This is a genomic window from Mesorhizobium sp. M0854 (genome assembly GCF_040319815.1).
Lineage (GTDB): Bacteria > Pseudomonadota > Alphaproteobacteria > Rhizobiales > Rhizobiaceae > Mesorhizobium.
Genome location: NZ_JAMYOL010000012.1, coordinates 1 through 19,338, shown reverse-complemented (window position 1 = coordinate 19,338; position 19,338 = coordinate 1). Strand labels below are relative to the sequence as shown.

The following is a 19,338-nucleotide window of genomic DNA, read 5'->3' as shown; positions in this document are numbered from 1 at the left end:
CTCAACAGGGTCCCAGGAGAAAACGCCCACGTGTTCCTTTCGGTTTTCGACTTGTTCAAGATCGGCATCGGCCCATCGAGTTCGCACACGATGGGGCCGATGACGGCCGCGCGGCGGTTTCTCGACGAGATTGCGGGAGACGACTGGCCGCGCCCGGCCGGCGCCAAGGTCGACCGGATCGCTGCCAGCCTGCATGGCTCGCTCGCCTATACCGGCATCGGCCATGGCTCCGATCGTGCCGTGGTGCTCGGCCTCGCCGGCCAGACGCCGCAGACGGCGGATCCCGACCTAGCAGACGGCATCGTCGCTGGCATCGCCGCCGAGAAGCGGATTTCGCCGCCCGGCCATCCGTCCTACCGTTTCGACCCGGCAACGGATCTTGTGCTGGATCGCAAGACGCCGCTGCCGGGTCACGCCAATGGCATGGCGTTTTCTGCCCATGATGCCGGCGACCGGTTGCTGCTGAGGCGCGTCTACTATTCGATCGGCGGCGGCTTCGTAGTGTCCGAGGAAGAACTGCAGCGGATGAAGGCGAGGGGCTCGGCGACAACCGAAGGCAAGAAGGTTCCGTATCCGTTCAAGAACGCCGTCGAAATGCTGTCCATGGCAGCGAAAAGTGGGCTTTCCATTGCCGAGATGAAGCGCGTCAACGAGGAGACACAGATGTCGCGCGGGGAGCTCGACGCCGGCCTCGACGGCATCTGGAGCGCCATGAAGGGCTGCATCGAGCGCGGCCTGTCGCAAGACGGCATCATGCCGGGCGGACTCAAGGTGCGCCGCCGTGCCCGGATGCTGCACGACAAGCTGCAGGAGCAATGGCAGCAGAACCGGCCTAACCCGCTGCTCGCCAACGACTGGCTGTCGATCTATGCGATGGCGGTCAATGAGGAGAACGCTGCCGGCGGCCGTGTCGTCACCGCGCCAACCAATGGGGCGGCCGGCACTCTGCCCGCAGTGCTGCGCTACTGGTTGCATTTCCATCCCGAAGCCGACCAGCCCAGCATCCGCGATTTCCTGCTGACGGCGGCGGCCGTCGGCGGCATCATCAAAACCAATGCTTCGATCTCGGGGGCGGAAGTCGGCTGCCAAGGCGAGGTCGGTTCGGCTTCGGCAATGGCTGCGGCGGGATTGTGCGCCGTCATGGGCGGCACGCCCGAGCAGGTCGAGAATGCTGCCGAGATCGCGCTGGAACATCATCTCGGCATGACCTGCGATCCGGTCGGCGGCCTGGTGCAGGTGCCGTGTATCGAGCGCAACGCGCTTGGTGCCGTCAAGGCGGTGACCGCCGCTTCGCTGGCCATCAAGGGCGACGGCGTTCATTTCGTGCCGCTCGATGCCGCGATCGAGACGATGCGCCAGACCGGCCTCGACATGAACGAAAAGTACAAAGAAACCAGCCTTGGCGGATTGGCCGTCAATGTCGTGGAGTGCTGAGCGCCAATCTGGCGGCATGGACCACCACTGTGGAGAAGTCGATCAGGCCGTTGACGCGTTCGCGTGCTGGACTAAACCTTAAACGATGTCTCTCAATCTCATAAAGCTTTGCGTCGGCTGTGACAGCGTCGAGGATCTGGAAGAGTGGATTGCCTTCCGTCTCGACGAGCGGCGCCGCGCCGGCGAACCGGCCGAGCACTACCACACCACCCGCATGGTGCCGACGCGTGGCGCCGAGATTACCGACGGCGGCTCGCTCTACTGGGTGATCAAGGGCAATGTCCAATGCCGCCAGCTGATCACCGAAATCCGGCCCTTCACCGATGACGAGGGCATCGGCCGTTGCCATCTGATCCTCGATCCCGAGGTCGTGCGCACTGACTGGCAACCGCGCCGTGCATTCCAGGGGTGGCGCTACCTGAAGCAGACGGACGCGCCGGCCGATCTCGGCAAGGGCAAAGCCGGGCTGATCGAGATGCCGCCGAAGCTCAGGCGTGAGCTTGCCGATCTCGGCCTGCTCTGACGCCAAGAAACGCAACGCCAAGATCACCAGCCGAAGCGTTGTCCGCAGGTGCCATCATCACCAGTCCTCCAGGCCGCCGCATCTGGGCTTGCAAGCCGGGGAACAACGCCACATCTTGAATGTTATGAGCGACAAGAAGCAGCCCGTGCCTGCAAGGGCCAATCCTGCGCCGGTCGAGTCTCAATCGAGCACCGGCGAGATCGACGCGTTTCTCCGTCAGGCAAGGACGCTCGCTGCATCCGCCAACGGTTCAGGCAGGCTGATCCTGTCCCTCGACGCGACAATGAGCCGCCAGCCGACCTGGGATCTCGCCTGTGCGCTGCAGGCCGAGATGTTCGACGCCGTCGGCAAGACCGGGGCGCTCAAGGTTCAACTTGTCTATTTTCGCGGCCTTGGCGAGTGCCGCGCATCCGCATTCGTCACCGATACCGCAGCTCTGAAACAGCTGATGACGCGCATCAACTGCCGCAGCGGCCATACCCAGATCGGCAAGGTGCTCGCCCACGCGCTGAAACAGACGGCGGCGGCCAAGGTCAACGCGCTGGTCTATATCGGCGACGCGATGGAAGAAAACATAGATGATCTGGCCGAAAAGGCCGGCAGCCTCGGTCTGCACGGCGTTCCTGTCTTCGTCTTTCAGGAGGGCCATGATGCCGCTGCGGAAAAGGCGTTCAAGGAAATTGCGCGGCTGTCGAAAGGGGCCTGGTTCCGGTTCGATCGGCGGGCTGCCGCGACGTTGGCCGGCCTGCTTTCGTCCGTCGCCGTGTTTGCGACCGGCGGGCTGAAGGCACTGGAGGCCCGGGGCAGGCCGGAGGACCGACTGATGATCGAGCATATGCGGGGCGGCGGAAACTGATGGGCGCGATTATCGCTTTCGTAGCATTGCTTCTGGTGTTTCTCGGCATGCTCACCATCTTCCTGCGCGCCGATCCGGCGAAGCTTGCAGGCGGCATGAGGACGCTTGGACCTGTGCTGCTCGGGCTGGTCGGCGTCGCCGTGCTGCTGGTCGGGCGCGAGGGCATCGGGGGCTTGATCCTGTCGGCTGCGCTCGCCTGGTACGGCTCCATGCGCATGAATCGGCCGGCAGCCAAACTGGCGGCAGGCAAGCGTTCGACAGTTCGTACGGCGGCGCTTGAGATGGAACTCGATCACGATACCGGCGGCCTCGAAGGCCTTGTGCTGGCCGGGCGCCATGAAGGCAAGATGCTTGGCTCGATGGGGCTTGCCGAATTGCAGCAACTCTATCGCGAACTCTCCGGCGATCCGGAGAGCCGCCAATTGCTAGAGACGTATCTTGACGGCAGATTTCCCATCTGGCGCAAAGACGCTGATGCGAATGGTGGCGAAGGGCTGGGTGTTGCGCCAGGTTCTGGCGCCATGACTAAGGAGGAGGCCTACAAGATCCTTGGTCTTGAAGCGGGGGCTGCCGCGGCGGATGTCCGCAAGGCGCACCGCCGCTTGATGCAGCGCCTGCACCCCGATATCGGTGGCACGTCTTTCCTGGCGGCGCGGATCAATGAAGCCAAGGACGTCTTGCTCTCCAATCACAACTAGTCTCCTTCGACGCAGAACTTCGGGAAAGATATCGTTTTGCGCGCCGCTTACTGCTGGACGGCGTAGCACTCGATCTTCTTCTTTTTCAAAGCGTTGCAGGCTTTCCAGGCAGCCGTCTTCGAACCGAAACCACCGAACCGGGCGCGGTAGTAGGTGACACCGTCCTTGTCGAAGGCGACGGTGAAACCGGAGGCATCGGTCAGAACGGAGGGCGCCTGCTTCGTCGCCTTGTCGAGGAAAGCCTTCGCTTCGGCCTGTTTTGGCGAAGAGGCGACCTGTATTGCCCAGCCGGATGGCACCGACGCCGTGCTGACAGGATCGACCTCTGCCGCCGGTTCGGCATAGGCTGCGGCGACCCGGGCTGTCGCCACGTCGTCCACCGTCGACACAGCCGTCGTCTTGACCCTCTTGGCCTGAACGAGCGGAGCGGTCTCTTCAACGACGGGCGCATTTTCCTCGACAAGAGAGGCAACGGCATCGTCGTCCGGCTTACTGTCCGGTGTCGGCGCGTCATGCTTCGGTAGAAGCACCTTGGCCAAGGCTGAAATCGGATTGCCGCCGCCGGCCTTGGCAATCAGCACGCCGCCGCCGCGCGACGACGCCTGCGGCATGTAGGCATTAATCAACCCGGCCATCTGGCTGTCGCGGCTGCCGCCGGACCTGCCGCCCATGACCACCGCTACGATGCGCCGATCGCCATCCGAGACCGAGGAGACCAGATTGTAACCGGAGGCGCGGGTGTAACCGGTCTTGATGCCGTCGACGCCCTTGATGCGTCCGAGCAGACGATTGTGGCCGTTGATGCGCTGCCGCCCGTAAAGAAAGGAGCGCTGCGAGAAATAGCCGTAGTATTGCGGGAAATGCTCTCTCAGGGCGATGCCGAGCATCGCCATGTCGCGCGCGGTCGTGAACTGGCCGGGATCAGGCAAGCCGTTGGCGTTGCGGAAAACGGTTCCCCTCATGCCCAGCGCCCGCGCCTTGGCGGTCATCATGCGGGCGAAATTGGCTTCGTTGCCGCCGAGCATCTCGCCAAGCGCTGTTGCGGAATCGTTTGCCGATTTGGTCACCATCGACAGGATCGCGGTCTCGACCGTGACCGAGCCGCCCCGCTTGACGCCGAGCTTCGTCGGCGGTTCGGCAGCGGCATTGGCCGAGAACACGACCGGGGAATTCTTGCTGATCCTGCCCTTCGCCAACGCCTCGAACGTCAGATAGAGCGTCATCATCTTGGTAAGCGACGCCGGATAGCGCCGGCCATCGGCATCCGACGAATAAAGCACCTTGCCGGTCTTGGCATCGATGACGATGGCCGCCGACTTGGCCGCCATGGATGAAGCCGCGTCCGCGACGACGAAGCTCATCGCCATGGCGAGGATCATGATCGTTTTGAAGGGGGACGCGGATTTGGAAACGAAGCCCGACAACGCCTTACGCACTGATAGTTCCTTTGAATTTCCGTTGCCTTGGAGGCGGCAAAGGGTCCTGCCTCACCTCCGGCCACGCTAACGCGGGCAGCGTTACCAATCCGTTTATGGTAACCGCCGCGTTCACCATTTTCTGTGGGATTGAGCTTTTCTTTATTCGAATCTTAGCGATTGCCGGCAGCTCACGATCCGCATTGCCGCGGGAATCTTGACTTTTGTGCACTGCACAATATATTTACACGCATTGCACAACGCGGCCCGGACAAGCCGCGTCTATCGTCCAAGGCAACCGTTCAAGGGAATGCGTGAAATGACCCAGACCTATGAAGATTTCAGCAAATACGGCAAGGAATTTGCGGACACCGGATTGAAGAGCTTCGCCTCGCTGTCCAAGGGTGCGCAGGCTATCGCCGCCGAGGCGGGCGAGTACACCAAGAAAAGCTTCGAAGCCGGTAGCGCCGCTGTCGAGAAGCTCTTTTCCGCCAAGTCGCTGGACAAGGCGATCGAGATCCAGTCCGACTATGCCAAGCAGTCCTATGAGAGCTTCGTTACCGAGGCCACCAAGCTTGGCGATCTCTATGCCGAACTCGCCAAGGAAGCCTACAAGCCGTTCGAATCGATCGTCGCCAAGGCGAAGTAAATTCGACGAACATTCCGAGCCGGCCCCTGGGCTTGCAAAGACAGACCCGGTCGCGAACGCGCGGCCGGGTTTTTTCATGCCAGCTCGAAATCGGGGGCCTGCGGTCTTCACGATTTGAAAAATCGGTCAAGTTTGGCCACCTAGCCATATTGTCAGCTAAACAGAAGGGCTTAAAATCGTCCATCGAACACCTACATGTCGAGCATGCATGAGGATTCGAAAGAGGCAGGACTACGTGACTACAGGTTTGACTGCCACGAGCTACGTGGTGCGAATGCAGAACGGCAGCAACGGCAATGAGGCCGGTCGCGGCACGGCCGTCATCACGCGCACAAAAACCAAGACCAAGAAGCCCAGTCTGTATCGGGTCCTCATTCTTAACGACGACTACACACCCATGGAATTCGTGGTCCACGTGCTGGAGCGCTTTTTCCAGAAGGACCGCGAAGCCGCCACACGCATAATGCTTCATGTTCACAATCATGGGGTGGGCGAGTGCGGGGTCTATACATTCGAGGTGGCCGAGACCAAAGTGGCTCAGGTCATGGATTTCGCCCGACAGAATCAGCATCCGCTGCAATGCGTGATGGAGAAGAAGTGAGGTAACATGCCGGCTTTCTCCCAAGGCCTGGAAAAGGCGCTTCACCAAGCGCTGACGCTCGCCAATGAGCGGCACCATGAATATGCAACCCTTGAACATTTGCTGCTCGCCCTGATCGACGACACCGAGGCGGCGGCCGTCATGCGTGCCTGCAACGTCGATCTCGACGAGTTGAAGCATACGGTCCTCACCTATATCGACACCGAGCTCGACAACCTCGTCACCGGCTACGATGAAGATTCCAAGCCGACTGCCGGTTTCCAGCGCGTCATCCAGCGCGCGGTGATCCATGTGCAGTCGTCAGGCCGCGAGGAGGTGTCCGGCGCCAACGTGCTCGTCGCCATCTTCGCTGAGCGCGAGAGCCACGCCGCTTACTTCCTGCAGGAACAGCAGATGACCCGCTACGACGCGGTCAACTACATCTCGCATGGCATCGCCAAGCGCCCCGGCGCTTCCGAGACGCGGACGCCGCGCGGCGCCGACGACGAGCAAGGCAGCCAGAGCGGGGCCGAGCCGCAAGAGGAAGGCGGCAAGAAGAAGCAGCAGCAGGACGCGCTGACTGCCTATTGCGTCAACCTGAACAACAAGGCTAAGGCCGGCAAGATCGATCCATTGATCGGTCGCGAGAGCGAGATCAACCGGACCATCCAGGTGCTGTGCCGCCGCTCCAAGAACAACCCGCTCTATGTCGGTGATCCCGGCGTCGGCAAGACGGCAATCGCCGAAGGCCTCGCCAAGCGCATCGTCGAGGGCGACGTTCCCGAAGTGCTGCACAATGCCACCATCTTCGCGCTCGACATGGGCACGCTGCTGGCCGGCACCCGCTATCGCGGCGATTTCGAGGAGCGGCTGAAGCAGGTCGTCAAGGAGCTCGAGGATTATCCCGGCGCCGTGCTGTTCATCGACGAAATCCACACCGTGATCGGGGCAGGGGCCACCTCCGGCGGCGCCATGGATGCGTCGAACCTGTTGAAGCCGGCGCTGTCGTCCGGCGCCATCCGCTGCATCGGCTCGACCACCTACAAGGAGTTCCGTCAGTTCTTCGAGAAGGACCGCGCGCTGGTGCGCCGCTTCCAGAAGATCGACGTCAACGAGCCGACCGTCGAGGACGCCATCGAGATCATGAAGGGCCTCAAGCCCTATTTCGAGGAGTTCCACAAGGTCCGCTACACGAGCGAGGCGATCAAGGCTTCGGTCGAGCTCTCGGCGCGTTACATCAACGACCGCAAGCTGCCGGACAAGGCGATCGACGTGATCGATGAGACCGGCGCCTCGCAAATGCTGGTGCCGGAAGCCAAGCGCAAGAAGACCATCGGCATCAAGGAGATCGAAGCGACGATCGCCACCATGGCGCGCATCCCGCCGAAGACGGTTTCCGCCGACGACGAGAAGGTGCTGCAAGGTCTCGACATCGAGTTGAAGCGCGTCGTCTACGGCCAGGACACCGCGATCACCGCGCTGACTTCGGCCATCAAGCTCGCGCGGGCCGGCCTGCGGGAACCGGAAAAGCCGATCGGCTCGTACCTGTTCTCGGGTCCGACCGGTGTCGGCAAGACGGAAGTGGCCAAGCAGCTCGCCGCCTCGCTCGGCGTGGAGCTGATCCGCTTCGACATGTCGGAATATATGGAACGCCACACCGTTTCACGGCTGATCGGCGCGCCTCCCGGCTATGTCGGCTTCGACCAGGGCGGCCTTCTGACCGACGGCGTCGACCAGCATCCGCACTGCGTGCTGTTGCTGGACGAAGTCGAGAAGGCGCATCCGGACCTGTTCAACATCCTGTTGCAGGTCATGGACCACGGCAAGCTGACCGACCATAACGGCAAGCAGATCGACTTCCGCAATGTCATCCTGATCATGACCACCAATGCGGGCGCGTCCGACGCGCAGCGCGCGGCCATCGGTTTCGGTTCGACCAAGCGCGAAGGCGACGATGTCGAGGCGATCAACCGGCTGTTCACGCCGGAGTTCCGCAACCGTCTCGATGCGATCATTCCGTTCGGCTCGCTGCCGGTGCCGGTCATCCATCAGGTGGTGCAGAAGTTCGTCATGCAGCTGGAAGCACAGCTTTCCGAGCGTGGCGTGACCTTCGACTTGTCGCAGGATGCAATCGCATGGCTGGCCGATAAGGGCTATGACGAGCGCATGGGCGCCCGGCCGCTTGGCCGTGTCATCCAGGAGCACATCAAGAAGCCGCTGGCCGACGAGGTGCTGTTCGGCAAGCTCAAGAAGGGCGGCACGGTGCGTGTCACCGTCGAGAAGAAGGAAACCGGCGAGACCGGCCTGAAGCTCGAATCGCTCGCCGACGAGGCGCCGGTGAAGCCGAAGAAGGAAGAGCCGGACGACGTGCCGAAGGCCAAGAAGGCGGTGGCGAAGAAGCCCGCCGCGAAAAAGGCGGTGGCGCAGAAGCCGGAGCCCAAAGGTAAGGACGGCGGCAAGCGCAGCCTTGTGCCGCAACTGCCCCGTAAGAACTGACGAATCAGCCAGTAAAAAAGCCCCGGAAACGGGGCTTTTTTTGTGACACCTTCCGGTTAACCGCCCGGCGCCCGCCAGAGCGGTTGCACCGGTTCAGCTTGCCAGCGCCATCCGTATCTTGCCGGCGTTTTCGGCCAGGACTTCAGGCTTTTCCATCTGTCCGCTGTGCGGCTTCAAGGGAATGCCATCGAAGCGCGGAATGACATGGACATGGAGGTGGAAAACGGTCTGCCCCGAAGCTGGTTCGTTGAACTGCATAACCGTGACGCCATCGGCATCGAAGGCCTTCTTTACGGCCCGCGCAACTTTCTGGACGTGAACGAAGAGCGGGCCAAGCACCGCCGGATCCGCGTCGAGCAGGTTGCGCGACGGCGCTTTCGGCACCACTAGCGTGTGACCCGGTCCTTGCGGCATCACATCCATGAAGACGATGACCGCGTCATCTTCGTAGACGCGGTGCGAAGGGATTTCTCCGCGCAGGATTTTTGCGAAGATGTTGCTGCTGTCATAGGTTGCTTCGGCCATGGCGCGCGCTCCGGTTCTTGGCTCGCTGTCTCGTGTAGCGAAGCTGTTCCGGGCGGGCAAGACGATCGGTCGACATCGGCCGTGCCGGCCCGCTCGGCTGAGCGATTGGGGCTCGCTACTCTACTCCGCCATGTCCTTGCGGAACGGGGTGTGCTCTTCCAGATATTCGCTCATCCGCTCGACTTCGCGCCGCTCGCGTTGGAGGTAGTCGGCCACTGCATTGCGCAGACCTGGATGGGCGATGTAGTGCGCCGAATGCATCGTCACGGGCCGGTAGCCGCGCGCCAGCTTGTGCTCGCCCTGCGCACCGGCTTCAACCACCTTCAGCTTGCGCGAGATGGCGAAATCGATTGCCTGATGGTAGCAGACCTCGAAATGCAGGAATGGGTGGTCCTCGATGCAGCCCCAATTGCGGCCGTAGAGCGCGTCTGAGCCGATGAAGTTGATGGCGCCCGCTATGTAGCGCCCGTTGCGTTTGGCCATGACCAGCAGGATGTCGTCGGCCATGCGTTCGCCGATCAGCGAGAAGAAATCGCGGTTGAGGTAGGGCCGGCCCCATTTCCTGCTGCCGGTATCCATGTAGAACGCGAAAAAGTCGTCCCAGGCCTTTTCGGTCAAATCCTTGCCGGTCAGCCAGTCGATCGAGATGCCGTCGGCGAGGGCCTCGCGCCGCTCTTTCTTCATTGCCTTGCGCTTGCGCGAGGCTAACGTTGCGAGAAAATCGTCGTAGCTCGAAAAGCCTTCGTTGAAGAAGTGAAACTGCTGGTCGGTGCGATGAAGGAAGCCGGCCGCCGCCAATATCTGGACGTCGTCCTCCGGCGCGAAAGTAACATGCGCGGAAGACACGCCGAGCTTATCCGTCACCGCCTTCAGGCCGGCCGCAAGACCGGCCTTGACGGTGGGGCTGTCCTCGCCCCTGCCGACCAGCAGGCGAGGGCCGGTGACGGGTGTGAACGGCACCGCGCATTGCAGCTTCGGATAGTAGCGCCCGCCGGCGCGTTCGAACGCGTCCGACCAGCCATGGTCGAAGACATATTCGCCCTGGCTGTGCGACTTCAGATAGCAGGGGACCGCCCCGAGCAGCTTGCCTCGCGCGGTTTCCAGCCTGAGGTGATGGCCTTGCCAGCCGGTGCGCCGAACAGCGCAGCCGGAATCTTCCAGCGCGCTCAAAAAAGCGAATGAAACAAGCGGGTTGTAGCCGTATTCTGCATCGCCGCGTGTAGTGCCGCCGAGGCTGTCCCATTCAGCGCTGGTAAAGGCGCCGATGCCTGCGGCGATGCGGATCGACAGCTCCGCATTCGCCGTTTGTCTTTCGCAGTCGTCCCCTTGATCCATGAGGCTTACTTAAGCTCGCTGCGGACCCATACAAGCCCGCTCAGGCGAGCCGTACCAGATCGGGCTCGAATCCTTCGAACGTCATCTGGTCGGCATATTTGAAGGTCAGGTCGACGGCAGGCTGGTCGTGCACGGTCCAGGTGATCACCGGCATGCCGAGTCTCTCTCGCACGAAGGAGACGAACCGGTTCGGCAGGTCGCCGGCAGCGTAGGAGGTGAAGGCGATGTCATGCGCCAGCATGGCGAAATGCGCCTCGATCAGGTGGTTGTCGTTGCCGTAGGCGGTCAACCCGCCGGGTATGCCGGGTGCATATTTCGGGAACTCGCGGATCAGCCAATGGTCGAACGACATGATCGCGGTCTTGCCCTTGTAATGCCTGAGCATCTTGCCGACGCTTTCGACCAGGCCTTCGTCGTGCCCGGCAGCACCTTTCAGCTCGACAACCATCGGCACACGGCCGTCGACCAGATCAAGCGCCTGCTGCAGCGTCGGCAAATGGTCGGCGGTGCCGCCGACCTTCAGCGCCGTGATCTCGGCAGCCGTACGCTGCCAGACGAAGCCGTCCTCGCCGGTCAGCCGCCGCAGATCGCCATCGTGGATGATGACGGGGACGCCGTCGGATGATAGGTGCACATCGCATTCGATCGCGTAGCCGCGCTCGGCCGCCGCAGCGAAGGCGGAAAGGGTGTTCTCCCAGCGCGTCTTGTTCATGTCGTGGAGGCCGCGATGGGCGACGGGCCGGGCGGTCAGCCAGGAAAGATCGGTCATGGTTGCAGTCCCGGTCATTCGACTTCGAAGATCGCTTCGATTTCCACTGCGGCATTAAGCGGCAGGGAGACGGTGCCGACGGCGGAGCGAGCGTGCTTGCCACGATCGCCGAGCACGGCGGCAAGAAAATCCGAGGCGCCGTTGGCAACCAGATGCTGTTCGACAAAATCCGGTGCCGAGGCGACGAAGACGGTGATCTTCACCAAGCGACGGATTTTCTCGAGATCGCCAAGTGCCGCCTGAGCCTGGGCCAATATGTTGATCGCACAGTATTTTGCGGCTTCCTTGCCGGTCGCGGTGTCGACATCGCGGCCAAGCAGTCCGCTCGCCTGGAGCTTGCCCTCCTTGAGCGGCAACTGCCCGGCGGTGAACAGCAGATTGCCGGTCCGGCAATAGGGCACGTAATTGGCGGCGGGCGCGGCGGCGGCCGGCAGCGTCACGCCGAGATCGCTTAGCCGCTTTTCGATTGTTTCGCTCATGCTATTTCCCTATTGCTTGAAGGTGCCGCGCAGGCCGAGCCGAAATTGCTATTTTTGCCTCGCTTCCGCCACGACTTTTTTTAAGCTGGACCATCTTTCCATGCGGCTTGCCACTAGCCGCGATGATCGGAGCACCCCATGCGCGCAACGCGCCTCGCATTCAACGCCGTTCTCTTGACAGCGGCTTCCTGGGCGGCTCCCGCTTTTGCGGTGCCTGCGCTGCAGGCGCATCGTGCTGTTTACGACATTTCACTCGACAAGGCTTCAGACCGTTCCGGCATTACCGGCATCACCGGCCGCATGGTCTACGAGTTCAACGGCTCGCCTTGCGAGGGCTATACGGTAAAGTTCCGTTTGGTGACCCAGATCGTAACCAGCGACAACACAAGGCTGACCGACCAGCAGATGACCACCTTCGAGGATGCCGAGGGCAAGACCTTCTCCTTCGTGAACAAATCCTTTGTCGACCAGAACCTCGACAAGGAGGTCAAGGGTACCGCAACGAAGGAAGCCAACGGTCTCAAGGTCGATATCGACAAGCCCGAGAAGAACAGCCTGGAACTCGCGCCGACCCAGTTCCCGACCCAGCAAATGGTCGAAATGATCGGCAAGGCGGAAAAGGGCGAGCGTTTCTACGAAACCAACCTGTTCGACGGCTCTGAGGACGCCAACAAGGTGGTGACCACCACCGTCGTCGTCGGCAAGCAAGCCGATGCCGACAATGCCGATCCGGAAGCGCCGGCGCTGGCCAAGCTCGCCACCGACAAATACTGGCCGGTCGACATCGCCTATTTCGATGATGCCGACAAAGGCGGCGAGGAGGTGCCGGAATACCGGATCAGCTTCAAGCTGCACAAGAACGGCATCACGCGCGATCTCGTCATGGACTATGGCGAGTTCTCGATGACCGGCAAATTGGTCAATCTGTCACTGTTCGATCAGCCTAAGACCTGCCCGTCTAAATAAGCTCGAGTGAACGGCAAGCCGCCGGCCGCTATCCAGGATAGTAGCGCTTAATCTTGCGGGGCAAGTCGCATCGACTTGAGCATGCCGCAATTGCCTATCAACGTTTTATTACGGTATGCGCCGCGGGGGAGCAGGTTGAGCAGGATCGACGTTTTTGTGGCGCCGCGGCCCAATGCGACGCTGATCAACGCTATGACATTCGTCAACCGGATTGTCATGCTGCACGGCATTCCGGGGTTTCGCGACCTGTTGCCATTCAACCGTCTGGCCGGTTTGCGCGGCGTCGCCAATGTCCGCCACATCGATTTTCCGGAGGATGACCGGCAAAGGCTGAAGGCTTGTTGCGGCGCGGGCAAGGCGACGTTCATCACGCCCAACCATCCTGAATTCTTTACCGACTGGATGATCGACAAGGAGGTCGTCTCGCGGGTAAGCCCGCTGGCGGCATCCTGGGCCACGCACGGCGTCGTCAACGGGCTTGGCCGGCTGATGCAGAAATTCTGGTTGGCCAACAATCTGATCGCGCAAATCCCGGGCAACAGCGCGGCCGCCAAGGAACATTCGGTGGCCTGGGCGCTGAAGGGGCACGGCGTGCTCCTGCATCCCGAAGGCGGTGTCGGCTGGCATGCCAACATCATTGCCCCGCTGCTGCCGGGCGCGGTCGAAATGGGGTTCGAGGCGTTGAAGCGCGGCCGCCTGACGGATCCGGATTTCAAGGTTTGGATCGCGCCCGTGATCTGGAAGCTTGCTTTCACGGGGAATGTCGAGGCAGCGCTGGCAAAGGAATGCGCCTATGTCGAGCACAGCCTGAAAATCGAACGCCGTGCCGCCGATTCGCTGCCGGAGCGCATCCATCATATCTATGCGACGTTGCTGTCTCGCGATGAGGCTGCATATGGCCTGCGGTCCGATGAGCGGGCTTCGTATGACGCACGTCAAAAGGACCTGCTGACCGAACTCGGCCGTCGCCTTGCCGAACTTGTCTCGGTCGACGCCGGCACGCTCGACAATGCCGACCTTTTGCGCCGTTCGCGGCGCTGGCTGCGGGAAAGCACGGATGGCAGCGGAAGCCAGAAGCAGGTCCGAACGCTGGCAGATGCGATCCAGCGCCTGCAGCGTGTCGGGCCGTGGGCCTCAGCCAACCCGCGCATCACGCAGGAGGAGATCGCCGAACATTTGAAGCGGATCCGCAACGATTATTGCAAGGGTACGCTGCGCGATACGATCAACCGTTTCGTGCCGCAGCCGGCAGGCCCACGCCGCGCCTATGTCCGGGTACCGGAGCCGCTAGGCTTGCACGCCTATCAAGGCTCCGTCGAGGAGGCACTCGCCGAACTGCACGACCGGATGCAGGAGACCGTCACCAAGACGATGACGCAACTCGAGGCCGGTGGCGGCTTCATTTTCTATGCCAATCCCTTCTATCATCGTTAGCGGTGTGTTGGTCGGCGCAAGATGAAGGAGTGCGGCAAGCCTGTGGCGGTCTATGTCGATGCGGCGATCTGGAAATGGGTCGGCCACCGCTGGTGTCATCTGCTGGCAGACGACACCGACGAGCTGCATCGCTTTGCCGGGCAGCTCGGCATCAAGCGCGCGTCCTACCAAGGACCGCCAAAAACATCCGCGCCGCACTATGACATAACCGGGTTCGAGCGCGACCGCGCAGTGCGGTTAGGCGCCATCGAGTGCAGCCGCGAGGAGATCGTCGCCGTTTTCCGGCGTGTGCGGGTGCCGAAGGGGAAGATGCGGCAATGACACCGGTGCGCTGATCGCCGCACGCTGAGCCGCAAGACGCCACAGCGCTTGCGTTTGTCGCGCTTCCCCTCTATATGCGCGCTCATTCCACACACGGACTTTGGTGTCTGCCCGGGAGAAATCCGGCTGAAACCTCCGGTGGCGTTCGAGGACAAAGTCCAAAAATGCCTGTGTCCGTGGAGGCTAACCGGAAAGGAAATAAGAATGGCTCTGCCTGATTTCAGCATGCGCCAGCTATTGGAAGCTGGCATTCACTTCGGCCACCAGACCCACCGCTGGAACCCGAAAATGGCGCCCTATATCTACGGCGCCCGCAACAACATCCACATCATCGACCTCTCGCAGACAGTGCCTTTGCTGCACCAGGCGTTGAAGCAGGTTTCCGACACTGTTGCCAAGGGCGGCCGGGTGCTGTTCGTCGGCACCAAGCGCCAGGCCTCCGACATCGTCGCCGATGCCGCGCAGCGCTCGGCCCAGTACTATGTCAACTCGCGTTGGCTCGGCGGCATGCTGACCAACTGGAAGACGATCTCGAATTCCATCCAGCGCCTGCGCAAGCTCGACGAAATGCTGGCCGGCGAGGCTCAGGGCCTGACCAAGAAAGAGCGCCTCAACCTCGACCGCGAGCGTGAGAAGCTCGACAAGGCGCTGGGCGGCATCAAGGATATGGGTTCGACGCCCGATTTGATGTTCGTGATCGACACCAACAAGGAAGCGATCGCCATTCTCGAGGCCAAGCGTCTCGGCATCCCGGTCGTTGCCATTATCGATTCCAACTGCGACCCGGACAAGATCGACTTCCCGATCCCCGGCAATGACGACGCGGCCCGCGCCATCCAGCTGTATTGCGATTTGATCGCGAAGGCAGCTATCGACGGCATCGCCCGTCAGCAGGGCGCGCTCGGTGTCGATATCGGCGCATCGGTCGAGGCTCCGGTCGAGCCGGCGCTCGATCAGACCCCGGCCGCCGAGAGCCCGGCAGCCCAGACCCCGGAAGCATAGTAGCGAAGGCCGGCTGCGGCCTTCATCTTTCCAATATGTTGGCGCGGTAAGCGCTACCAGCACCAGGCGCATCATCGAAAATCGATGGTGCGTCAGTGCATTTAGACAAAGAGGCGACAATGAGCATTTCGGCTGCACAGGTCAAAGAACTCCGCGACTTGACCGGCGCGGGCATGATGGACTGCAAGGCGGCGTTGAACGAGACCAACGGCAATATGGAAGAAGCCATCGACTGGCTGCGCAAGAAGGGCATTTCCAAGGCCGACAAGAAGGCTGGCCGTACCGCTGCCGAAGGCCTGATCGGCGTAGATTCCGGCGTCCGCGAGGCAGCGATCGTCGAGGTCAATTCCGAGACGGACTTCGTTGCCCGCAATGCTGCGTTCCAGGAGATCGTCGCCAATGTCGCGAAGGTCGCGCTTGCCTATGGCGGCAAGACCGAGGCCGTTGCCGCCGCTCCCTATCCGGGATCGGGCAAATCGGTCGCCGAGACCATCAAGGACGCTGTCGGCACCATCGGTGAGAATCTGGGCTTCCGCCGCTCGGCCAAGCTCACGGTCGAGCACGGCGCTGTCGCAACCTACGTTCACAATGCGGTCGCCGACGGCCTTGGCAAGCTCGGCGTGCTGGTGGCCATCGAGACGACGGGCAACGCGCATGCCGCCAACGCCTTCGCCCGTCAGGTTGCCATGCATGTCGCTGCCACCAATCCGATGGCCCTGACCACCGAAGAGCTCGATCCGGCCGCAGTGGAACGCGAGAAGGCGATCTTCGCCGACCAGGCGCGCCAGTCCGGCAAGCCGGAAGCGATCATCGAGAAGATGGTCGAAGGCCGTTTGCGCAAGTTCTATGAAGAGGTCGTGCTGCTCAAGCAGGCTTTCGTGCTCAATCCCGACATTACCGTCGAGAAGGCGCTGAAGGATGCCGAGAGCGAAATAGGCGCGCCAGCCAAAATCGCTGCCTATCTGCGCTTCGCGCTCGGTGAGGGTATCGAGAAGGAAGAGACCGATTTCGCGGCGGAAGTCGCGGCAGCGGTCAAGAAGTAACTATTCGTTTGAAAGGCTTTTTTCGGCCGGGTATCCGCGAGGATGCCCGGCCGATTTCTTGCGCGGTGTCGATGAAGGCGCGGAGCTTCGGGGCCATCGCGGCGCGGCGCGGGAAATAGAGGAACAGTCCCGGTTCCTCGATCGATGCCTCGCCAAGGACTTCGACCAGCCGGCCTGCCTCGATGTCAGGCTTGACAAGCGGCTCGAACAGATAGGCGAGGCCGATGCCGGCAAGCGCCATTTCCCTTGCCGACAGCGGATCGCTGACGACCACGCTGCCGCGTGTCTCGACGCTGATATCCTTGCCCTGATCGGATAGATCCCAGTGATAGAGCGCACGTGATCGCAACAGCCGATAGCCGATGCAGTTGTGCACGGCGAGATCGGCCAACGCCCATGGCCGCCCGCGCCGGGCGACATAGGCCGGCGAGGCAACGATGATGCTGCGGAAAGGCCCTGTCAGTCGCACCGTCACCATATCCTCGGCGATCATCTCGCCCAGCCGGATGCCGGCGTCAAAACCCTCGCCGACGATATCGCTCAGACGTTCGTCGGTGACGATCTCCACCGTCACGTCAGGGTAACGTTCCGCCATCGCCGTCAGGATGGGCATCAGCGCCAGAGGCAGCGCCAAACGCGGCGCGTTGATCCTGAGCAGTCCGCTTGCCCGGCCTTTGACAGAGCGGATACGTTCGATCCGGTCGGCAATGTCTTCCAGCGCCGGCTCCGCCGCAGCGACAAGCGCGGTGCCAGCCTCGGTCAGCGAGACGCTGCGCGTGGTGCGGGCAAACAACGGCTGGCCGATTCGCTCCTCTACCAGCCGAACCGCATGGCTGACCGCTGACGGGCTCATGCCGAGCTCGGCGGCTGCCGGCGCGAAGCCGCCACGCCGCGCGACGGCAACGATTATAGGTAGGTGGCTAAGCAGATCGCGGTCCATTCATGCATGATATCGCATAGTCCATTCGGATAATGCAATCTTATCGGTGGGGAAAGGAGGGCGCATCTTTGGCTACATCACACGGCAATCGCCGAGCAGCCAAGGAGACGTCTAATGACCGACCTCGATTCCGGACGAACCCGTAATATCGAGACCGTGCGTAAATTCTTTGATCTGATGCACCGCAAGGACATTGAGGCATGGGGCGACCTTTGGGCTGAAGATGGCCGTATACTTGTCTTCTACCCGCCGGCAGGATTTGGAAACAGCATCGATGGTAAGGCCGCGATCCTGGCGGCCTTCCGAGGCCTCTTCGGTAATTTCGAATCCTTCGATTCGCAGCTGACAGCCATCTATCCGGCAGCGGATTCGGACGCGATCGTCGTTGAGTACAAGAACCGCGCGGTGCTGATCGGCGGCACTGAATACACCAACAGCAATATCGCGATTTTCCACTTCAAGAGCGGTCTGATCAGCGCCTACCACGATTATTTCGATCCGCGCCGCTTCCAGGTGGTGGTCGATGCGCTGGCCAAGGCCTGACTGCGTATCCCAGGCAAGACCTCAATCCCGCTTTTCAAACTGCAGGAGAAATCCATGACCATGTCCTACTACACGCTCGGCAACAGCGGGCTGCGTGTCACCCGCCTGGCGCTCGGCACCATGACGTTCGGCACGGAATGGGGCTGGGGCGCGGAGAAGGAAACCGCGCGCGCCTTGGTGGATGCCTATGTCGAAGCCGGTGGCAATTTCTTCGATACCGCCGATCTCTATACCGGTGGCACGGCCGAAACCTGGCTCGGCGAATTCATCGCCGAGCGTGGGCTGCGCGACAAGTCGGTGATCAGTACCAAATTCACCTACAACGCCGAACCGGGCAACCCGAACGCCGGGGGCAACGGCCGCAAGAACATCCTGCGGGCGATAGACGGTTCGCTGAAGCGGCTCGGCACCGACTACATCGATCTCTACATCCTCCATACCTGGGACAGGCTGACGCCGCCGGAGGAGGTGATGCGGACGCTGGACGATCTGGTGCGCGCCGGAAAGATCCGGCATGTCGGTCTGTCCGACGTGCCGGCCTGGTACGCAAGCCGGGCGCAGGCCGTCGCCGAGCATCGCGGCTATGAACCGGTTTCGGCGCTTCAGCTCGAATATTCGCTGGCCGAGCGCAACATCGAGCACGAGTTCGTGCCGTTCGGCACGCGCTATGGCGCCGGAATTATGGTCTGGAGTCCATTGGCCAGTGGCCTGCTCAGCGGAAAATACCGTTTCGATACAATCGTCGAGGATGGTGGCCGGCTGGAGACAATGCGTGGTTCGACCAATCCCGGTTTCCAGAAATTCACCGATCGCAACTGGCAAATCGTCGCCGAACTGGAGAGGGTTGCCGGCCAGCTCGGCCGCAGCATGGCCCAGGTCGCCCTGAACTGGACGGCCAACAGGCCAGGCATTGCGTCCGTCATCGTCGGCGCCACCAGGCTTGACCAGCTCAAGGACAATCTCGGCGCGCTTGATTTCGACATTCCCGAAGATCTTCGGGCACGGCTCGATGCGGTGAGCCGGCCGGTCACGCCCTTTCCGTATTCGTTCTTCGGCCCTGAAATACAAGGCGGCCTGACCGGTGGGCAGGCGGTTGGCGGTAAGCCGGCAAGCTATCTGCCGGATCTGCTCATGCGAGGCACTTTTGCCGGCGTGAGCTGACGGCTATCCCGGTCCACGATCTCAACTTTCCGGCTCGGGGGGGGCCGGGCTCGCAAGCGCCCCCCAGAGGTTTGTGAGCCCGCCCATTTGAAGGGGGGCGGCGAGGACACACCAGCAGCACCATACTTCCACAACATAGCTGTCTACCACAGCCAACACAGGATTTGTG

The 19,338-nt window shown here is 61.9% G+C and carries 20 protein-coding genes; 14 read left to right on the top strand and 6 right to left on the bottom strand.

The features are described from left to right. Nucleotides 1-30 precede the first annotated feature (30 nt). From NKH99_RS19360 to NKH99_RS19345, 4 genes are all read left to right on the top strand, one after another. Nucleotides 31-1,434, top strand: coding sequence for an L-serine ammonia-lyase (locus NKH99_RS19360; RefSeq protein ID WP_353015044.1), 1,404 nt, complete (start codon nucleotides 31-33; stop codon nucleotides 1,432-1,434). A gap of 85 nt (nucleotides 1,435-1,519) precedes the next feature. After that, a complete protein-coding gene (locus tag NKH99_RS19355; protein ID WP_352478933.1) occupies nucleotides 1,520-1,957 on the top strand; it encodes a DUF1489 family protein in 438 nt (145 codons plus the stop codon). A gap of 124 nt (nucleotides 1,958-2,081) precedes the next feature. Next, nucleotides 2,082-2,813 (top strand): vWA domain-containing protein, encoded by a 732-nt coding sequence (locus NKH99_RS19350; RefSeq protein ID WP_353015043.1) that lies wholly within the window; start codon nucleotides 2,082-2,084, stop codon nucleotides 2,811-2,813. Beyond that, on the top strand, nucleotides 2,813-3,511 hold the full coding sequence (locus tag NKH99_RS19345) for a DnaJ domain-containing protein (protein ID WP_352448805.1): 699 nt from the start codon (nucleotides 2,813-2,815) through the stop codon (nucleotides 3,509-3,511). The genes NKH99_RS19350 and NKH99_RS19345 overlap by 1 nt, the downstream gene beginning before the upstream one ends. A 47-nt stretch (nucleotides 3,512-3,558) precedes the next feature. Here NKH99_RS19345 and NKH99_RS19340 read toward each other — a convergent pair whose 3' ends face one another. Beyond that, nucleotides 3,559-4,947 carry an SPOR domain-containing protein gene (locus NKH99_RS19340; protein ID WP_353015042.1) on the bottom strand — a complete coding sequence of 463 codons (1,389 nt, stop codon included), beginning with the start codon at nucleotides 4,945-4,947 and terminating at the stop codon, nucleotides 3,559-3,561. 298 nt (nucleotides 4,948-5,245) lie between these two features. On the opposite strand from NKH99_RS19340, the gene NKH99_RS19335 reads away from it, so the two are divergent. The 3 genes from NKH99_RS19335 to clpA all read left to right on the top strand — a co-directional run bounded on the left by NKH99_RS19335 (nucleotide 5,246) and on the right by clpA (nucleotide 8,651). Beyond that, nucleotides 5,246-5,575: a phasin family protein gene (locus NKH99_RS19335; protein ID WP_023674920.1), complete on the top strand. Its 330-nt coding sequence runs from the start codon at nucleotides 5,246-5,248 to the stop codon at nucleotides 5,573-5,575. 274 nt (nucleotides 5,576-5,849) lie between these two features. After that, nucleotides 5,850-6,176: an ATP-dependent Clp protease adapter ClpS gene (gene clpS / locus NKH99_RS19330; protein WP_023674921.1), complete on the top strand. Its 327-nt coding sequence runs from the start codon at nucleotides 5,850-5,852 to the stop codon at nucleotides 6,174-6,176. A gap of 6 nt (nucleotides 6,177-6,182) precedes the next feature. Next, nucleotides 6,183-8,651, top strand: a complete 2,469-nt coding sequence (clpA, locus tag NKH99_RS19325) for an ATP-dependent Clp protease ATP-binding subunit ClpA (RefSeq protein ID WP_023674922.1) — start codon at nucleotides 6,183-6,185, stop codon at nucleotides 8,649-8,651. Between the two features lie 93 nt (nucleotides 8,652-8,744). Here the strand turns inward: clpA and NKH99_RS19320 are convergent, their stop codons facing one another. From NKH99_RS19320 to NKH99_RS19305, 4 genes are all read right to left on the bottom strand, one after another. Beyond that, nucleotides 8,745-9,176: an HIT family protein gene (locus tag NKH99_RS19320; RefSeq protein ID WP_353015040.1), complete on the bottom strand. Its 432-nt coding sequence runs from the start codon at nucleotides 9,174-9,176 to the stop codon at nucleotides 8,745-8,747. A gap of 120 nt (nucleotides 9,177-9,296) precedes the next feature. Beyond that, on the bottom strand, nucleotides 9,297-10,511 hold the full coding sequence (locus NKH99_RS19315; protein ID WP_352705692.1) for a GNAT family N-acetyltransferase: 1,215 nt from the start codon (nucleotides 10,509-10,511) through the stop codon (nucleotides 9,297-9,299). 40 nt (nucleotides 10,512-10,551) lie between these two features. Further along, a complete protein-coding gene (locus NKH99_RS19310; RefSeq protein ID WP_352624887.1) occupies nucleotides 10,552-11,280 on the bottom strand; it encodes a glycerophosphodiester phosphodiesterase in 729 nt (242 codons plus the stop codon). Between the two features lie 14 nt (nucleotides 11,281-11,294). Beyond that, nucleotides 11,295-11,759: a RidA family protein gene (locus tag NKH99_RS19305; RefSeq protein ID WP_353015039.1), complete on the bottom strand. Its 465-nt coding sequence runs from the start codon at nucleotides 11,757-11,759 to the stop codon at nucleotides 11,295-11,297. A 138-nt stretch (nucleotides 11,760-11,897) separates the two neighbouring features. Between NKH99_RS19305 and NKH99_RS19300 the strand changes: the two genes are divergently transcribed. The 5 genes from NKH99_RS19300 (at nucleotide 11,898) to tsf (ending at nucleotide 16,525) form a co-directional block, all read left to right on the top strand. Then, nucleotides 11,898-12,725 carry a cell envelope integrity EipB family protein gene (locus NKH99_RS19300; RefSeq protein WP_023674927.1) on the top strand — a complete coding sequence of 276 codons (828 nt, stop codon included), beginning with the start codon at nucleotides 11,898-11,900 and terminating at the stop codon, nucleotides 12,723-12,725. 135 nt (nucleotides 12,726-12,860) lie between these two features. Further along, nucleotides 12,861-14,159, top strand: a complete 1,299-nt coding sequence (locus NKH99_RS19295; protein ID WP_353015037.1) for a lysophospholipid acyltransferase family protein — start codon at nucleotides 12,861-12,863, stop codon at nucleotides 14,157-14,159. A gap of 42 nt (nucleotides 14,160-14,201) precedes the next feature. Beyond that, a complete protein-coding gene (locus NKH99_RS19290) occupies nucleotides 14,202-14,480 on the top strand; it encodes a DUF4031 domain-containing protein (RefSeq protein WP_352540673.1) in 279 nt (92 codons plus the stop codon). Nucleotides 14,481-14,684: 204 nt separating this feature from the next. Further along, the gene (gene rpsB, locus NKH99_RS19285) at nucleotides 14,685-15,482 is read left to right on the top strand and encodes a 30S ribosomal protein S2 (RefSeq protein ID WP_031211288.1); all 798 of its coding nucleotides are present in this window, start codon (nucleotides 14,685-14,687) and stop codon (nucleotides 15,480-15,482) included. A gap of 119 nt (nucleotides 15,483-15,601) precedes the next feature. Continuing rightward, a complete protein-coding gene (gene tsf / locus NKH99_RS19280; protein ID WP_352471655.1) occupies nucleotides 15,602-16,525 on the top strand; it encodes a translation elongation factor Ts in 924 nt (307 codons plus the stop codon). Here tsf and NKH99_RS19275 read toward each other — a convergent pair. Next, the gene (locus NKH99_RS19275) at nucleotides 16,515-17,465 is read right to left on the bottom strand and encodes a LysR family transcriptional regulator (protein WP_352471653.1); all 951 of its coding nucleotides are present in this window, start codon (nucleotides 17,463-17,465) and stop codon (nucleotides 16,515-16,517) included. The two genes, tsf and NKH99_RS19275, sit on opposite strands and share 11 nt — an antisense overlap. Before the next feature lie 114 nt (nucleotides 17,466-17,579). On the opposite strand from NKH99_RS19275, the gene NKH99_RS19270 reads away from it, so the two are divergent. Further along, nucleotides 17,580-18,008: a nuclear transport factor 2 family protein gene (locus NKH99_RS19270; protein WP_352471652.1), complete on the top strand. Its 429-nt coding sequence runs from the start codon at nucleotides 17,580-17,582 to the stop codon at nucleotides 18,006-18,008. Nucleotides 18,009-18,062: 54 nt separating this feature from the next. After that, on the top strand, nucleotides 18,063-19,169 hold the full coding sequence (locus tag NKH99_RS19265) for an aldo/keto reductase (RefSeq protein ID WP_353015035.1): 1,107 nt from the start codon (nucleotides 18,063-18,065) through the stop codon (nucleotides 19,167-19,169). The last annotated feature ends 169 nt before the right edge of the window (nucleotides 19,170-19,338 follow it).

Coding starts and splice junctions, on each gene's coding strand:
- NKH99_RS19310 (WP_352624887.1), bottom strand. CDS start 11,280: ATGACCGATCTTTCCTGGCTGACCGCCCGGCCCGTCGCCCATCGCGGC.
- NKH99_RS19265 (WP_353015035.1), top strand. CDS start 18,063: ATGACCATGTCCTACTACACGCTCGGCAACAGCGGGCTGCGTGTCACC.
- NKH99_RS19320 (WP_353015040.1), bottom strand. CDS start 9,176: ATGGCCGAAGCAACCTATGACAGCAGCAACATCTTCGCAAAAATCCTG.
- NKH99_RS19305 (WP_353015039.1), bottom strand. CDS start 11,759: ATGAGCGAAACAATCGAAAAGCGGCTAAGCGATCTCGGCGTGACGCTG.
- clpS (WP_023674921.1), top strand. CDS start 5,850: ATGCAGAACGGCAGCAACGGCAATGAGGCCGGTCGCGGCACGGCCGTC.
- NKH99_RS19315 (WP_352705692.1), bottom strand. CDS start 10,511: ATGGATCAAGGGGACGACTGCGAAAGACAAACGGCGAATGCGGAGCTG.
- NKH99_RS19275 (WP_352471653.1), bottom strand. CDS start 17,465: ATGGACCGCGATCTGCTTAGCCACCTACCTATAATCGTTGCCGTCGCG.
- NKH99_RS19350 (WP_353015043.1), top strand. CDS start 2,082: ATGAGCGACAAGAAGCAGCCCGTGCCTGCAAGGGCCAATCCTGCGCCG.
- NKH99_RS19345 (WP_352448805.1), top strand. CDS start 2,813: ATGGGCGCGATTATCGCTTTCGTAGCATTGCTTCTGGTGTTTCTCGGC.
- NKH99_RS19355 (WP_352478933.1), top strand. CDS start 1,520: ATGTCTCTCAATCTCATAAAGCTTTGCGTCGGCTGTGACAGCGTCGAG.
- tsf (WP_352471655.1), top strand. CDS start 15,602: ATGAGCATTTCGGCTGCACAGGTCAAAGAACTCCGCGACTTGACCGGC.
- rpsB (WP_031211288.1), top strand. CDS start 14,685: ATGGCTCTGCCTGATTTCAGCATGCGCCAGCTATTGGAAGCTGGCATT.
- NKH99_RS19270 (WP_352471652.1), top strand. CDS start 17,580: ATGACCGACCTCGATTCCGGACGAACCCGTAATATCGAGACCGTGCGT.
- NKH99_RS19335 (WP_023674920.1), top strand. CDS start 5,246: ATGACCCAGACCTATGAAGATTTCAGCAAATACGGCAAGGAATTTGCG.
- NKH99_RS19300 (WP_023674927.1), top strand. CDS start 11,898: ATGCGCGCAACGCGCCTCGCATTCAACGCCGTTCTCTTGACAGCGGCT.
- clpA (WP_023674922.1), top strand. CDS start 6,183: ATGCCGGCTTTCTCCCAAGGCCTGGAAAAGGCGCTTCACCAAGCGCTG.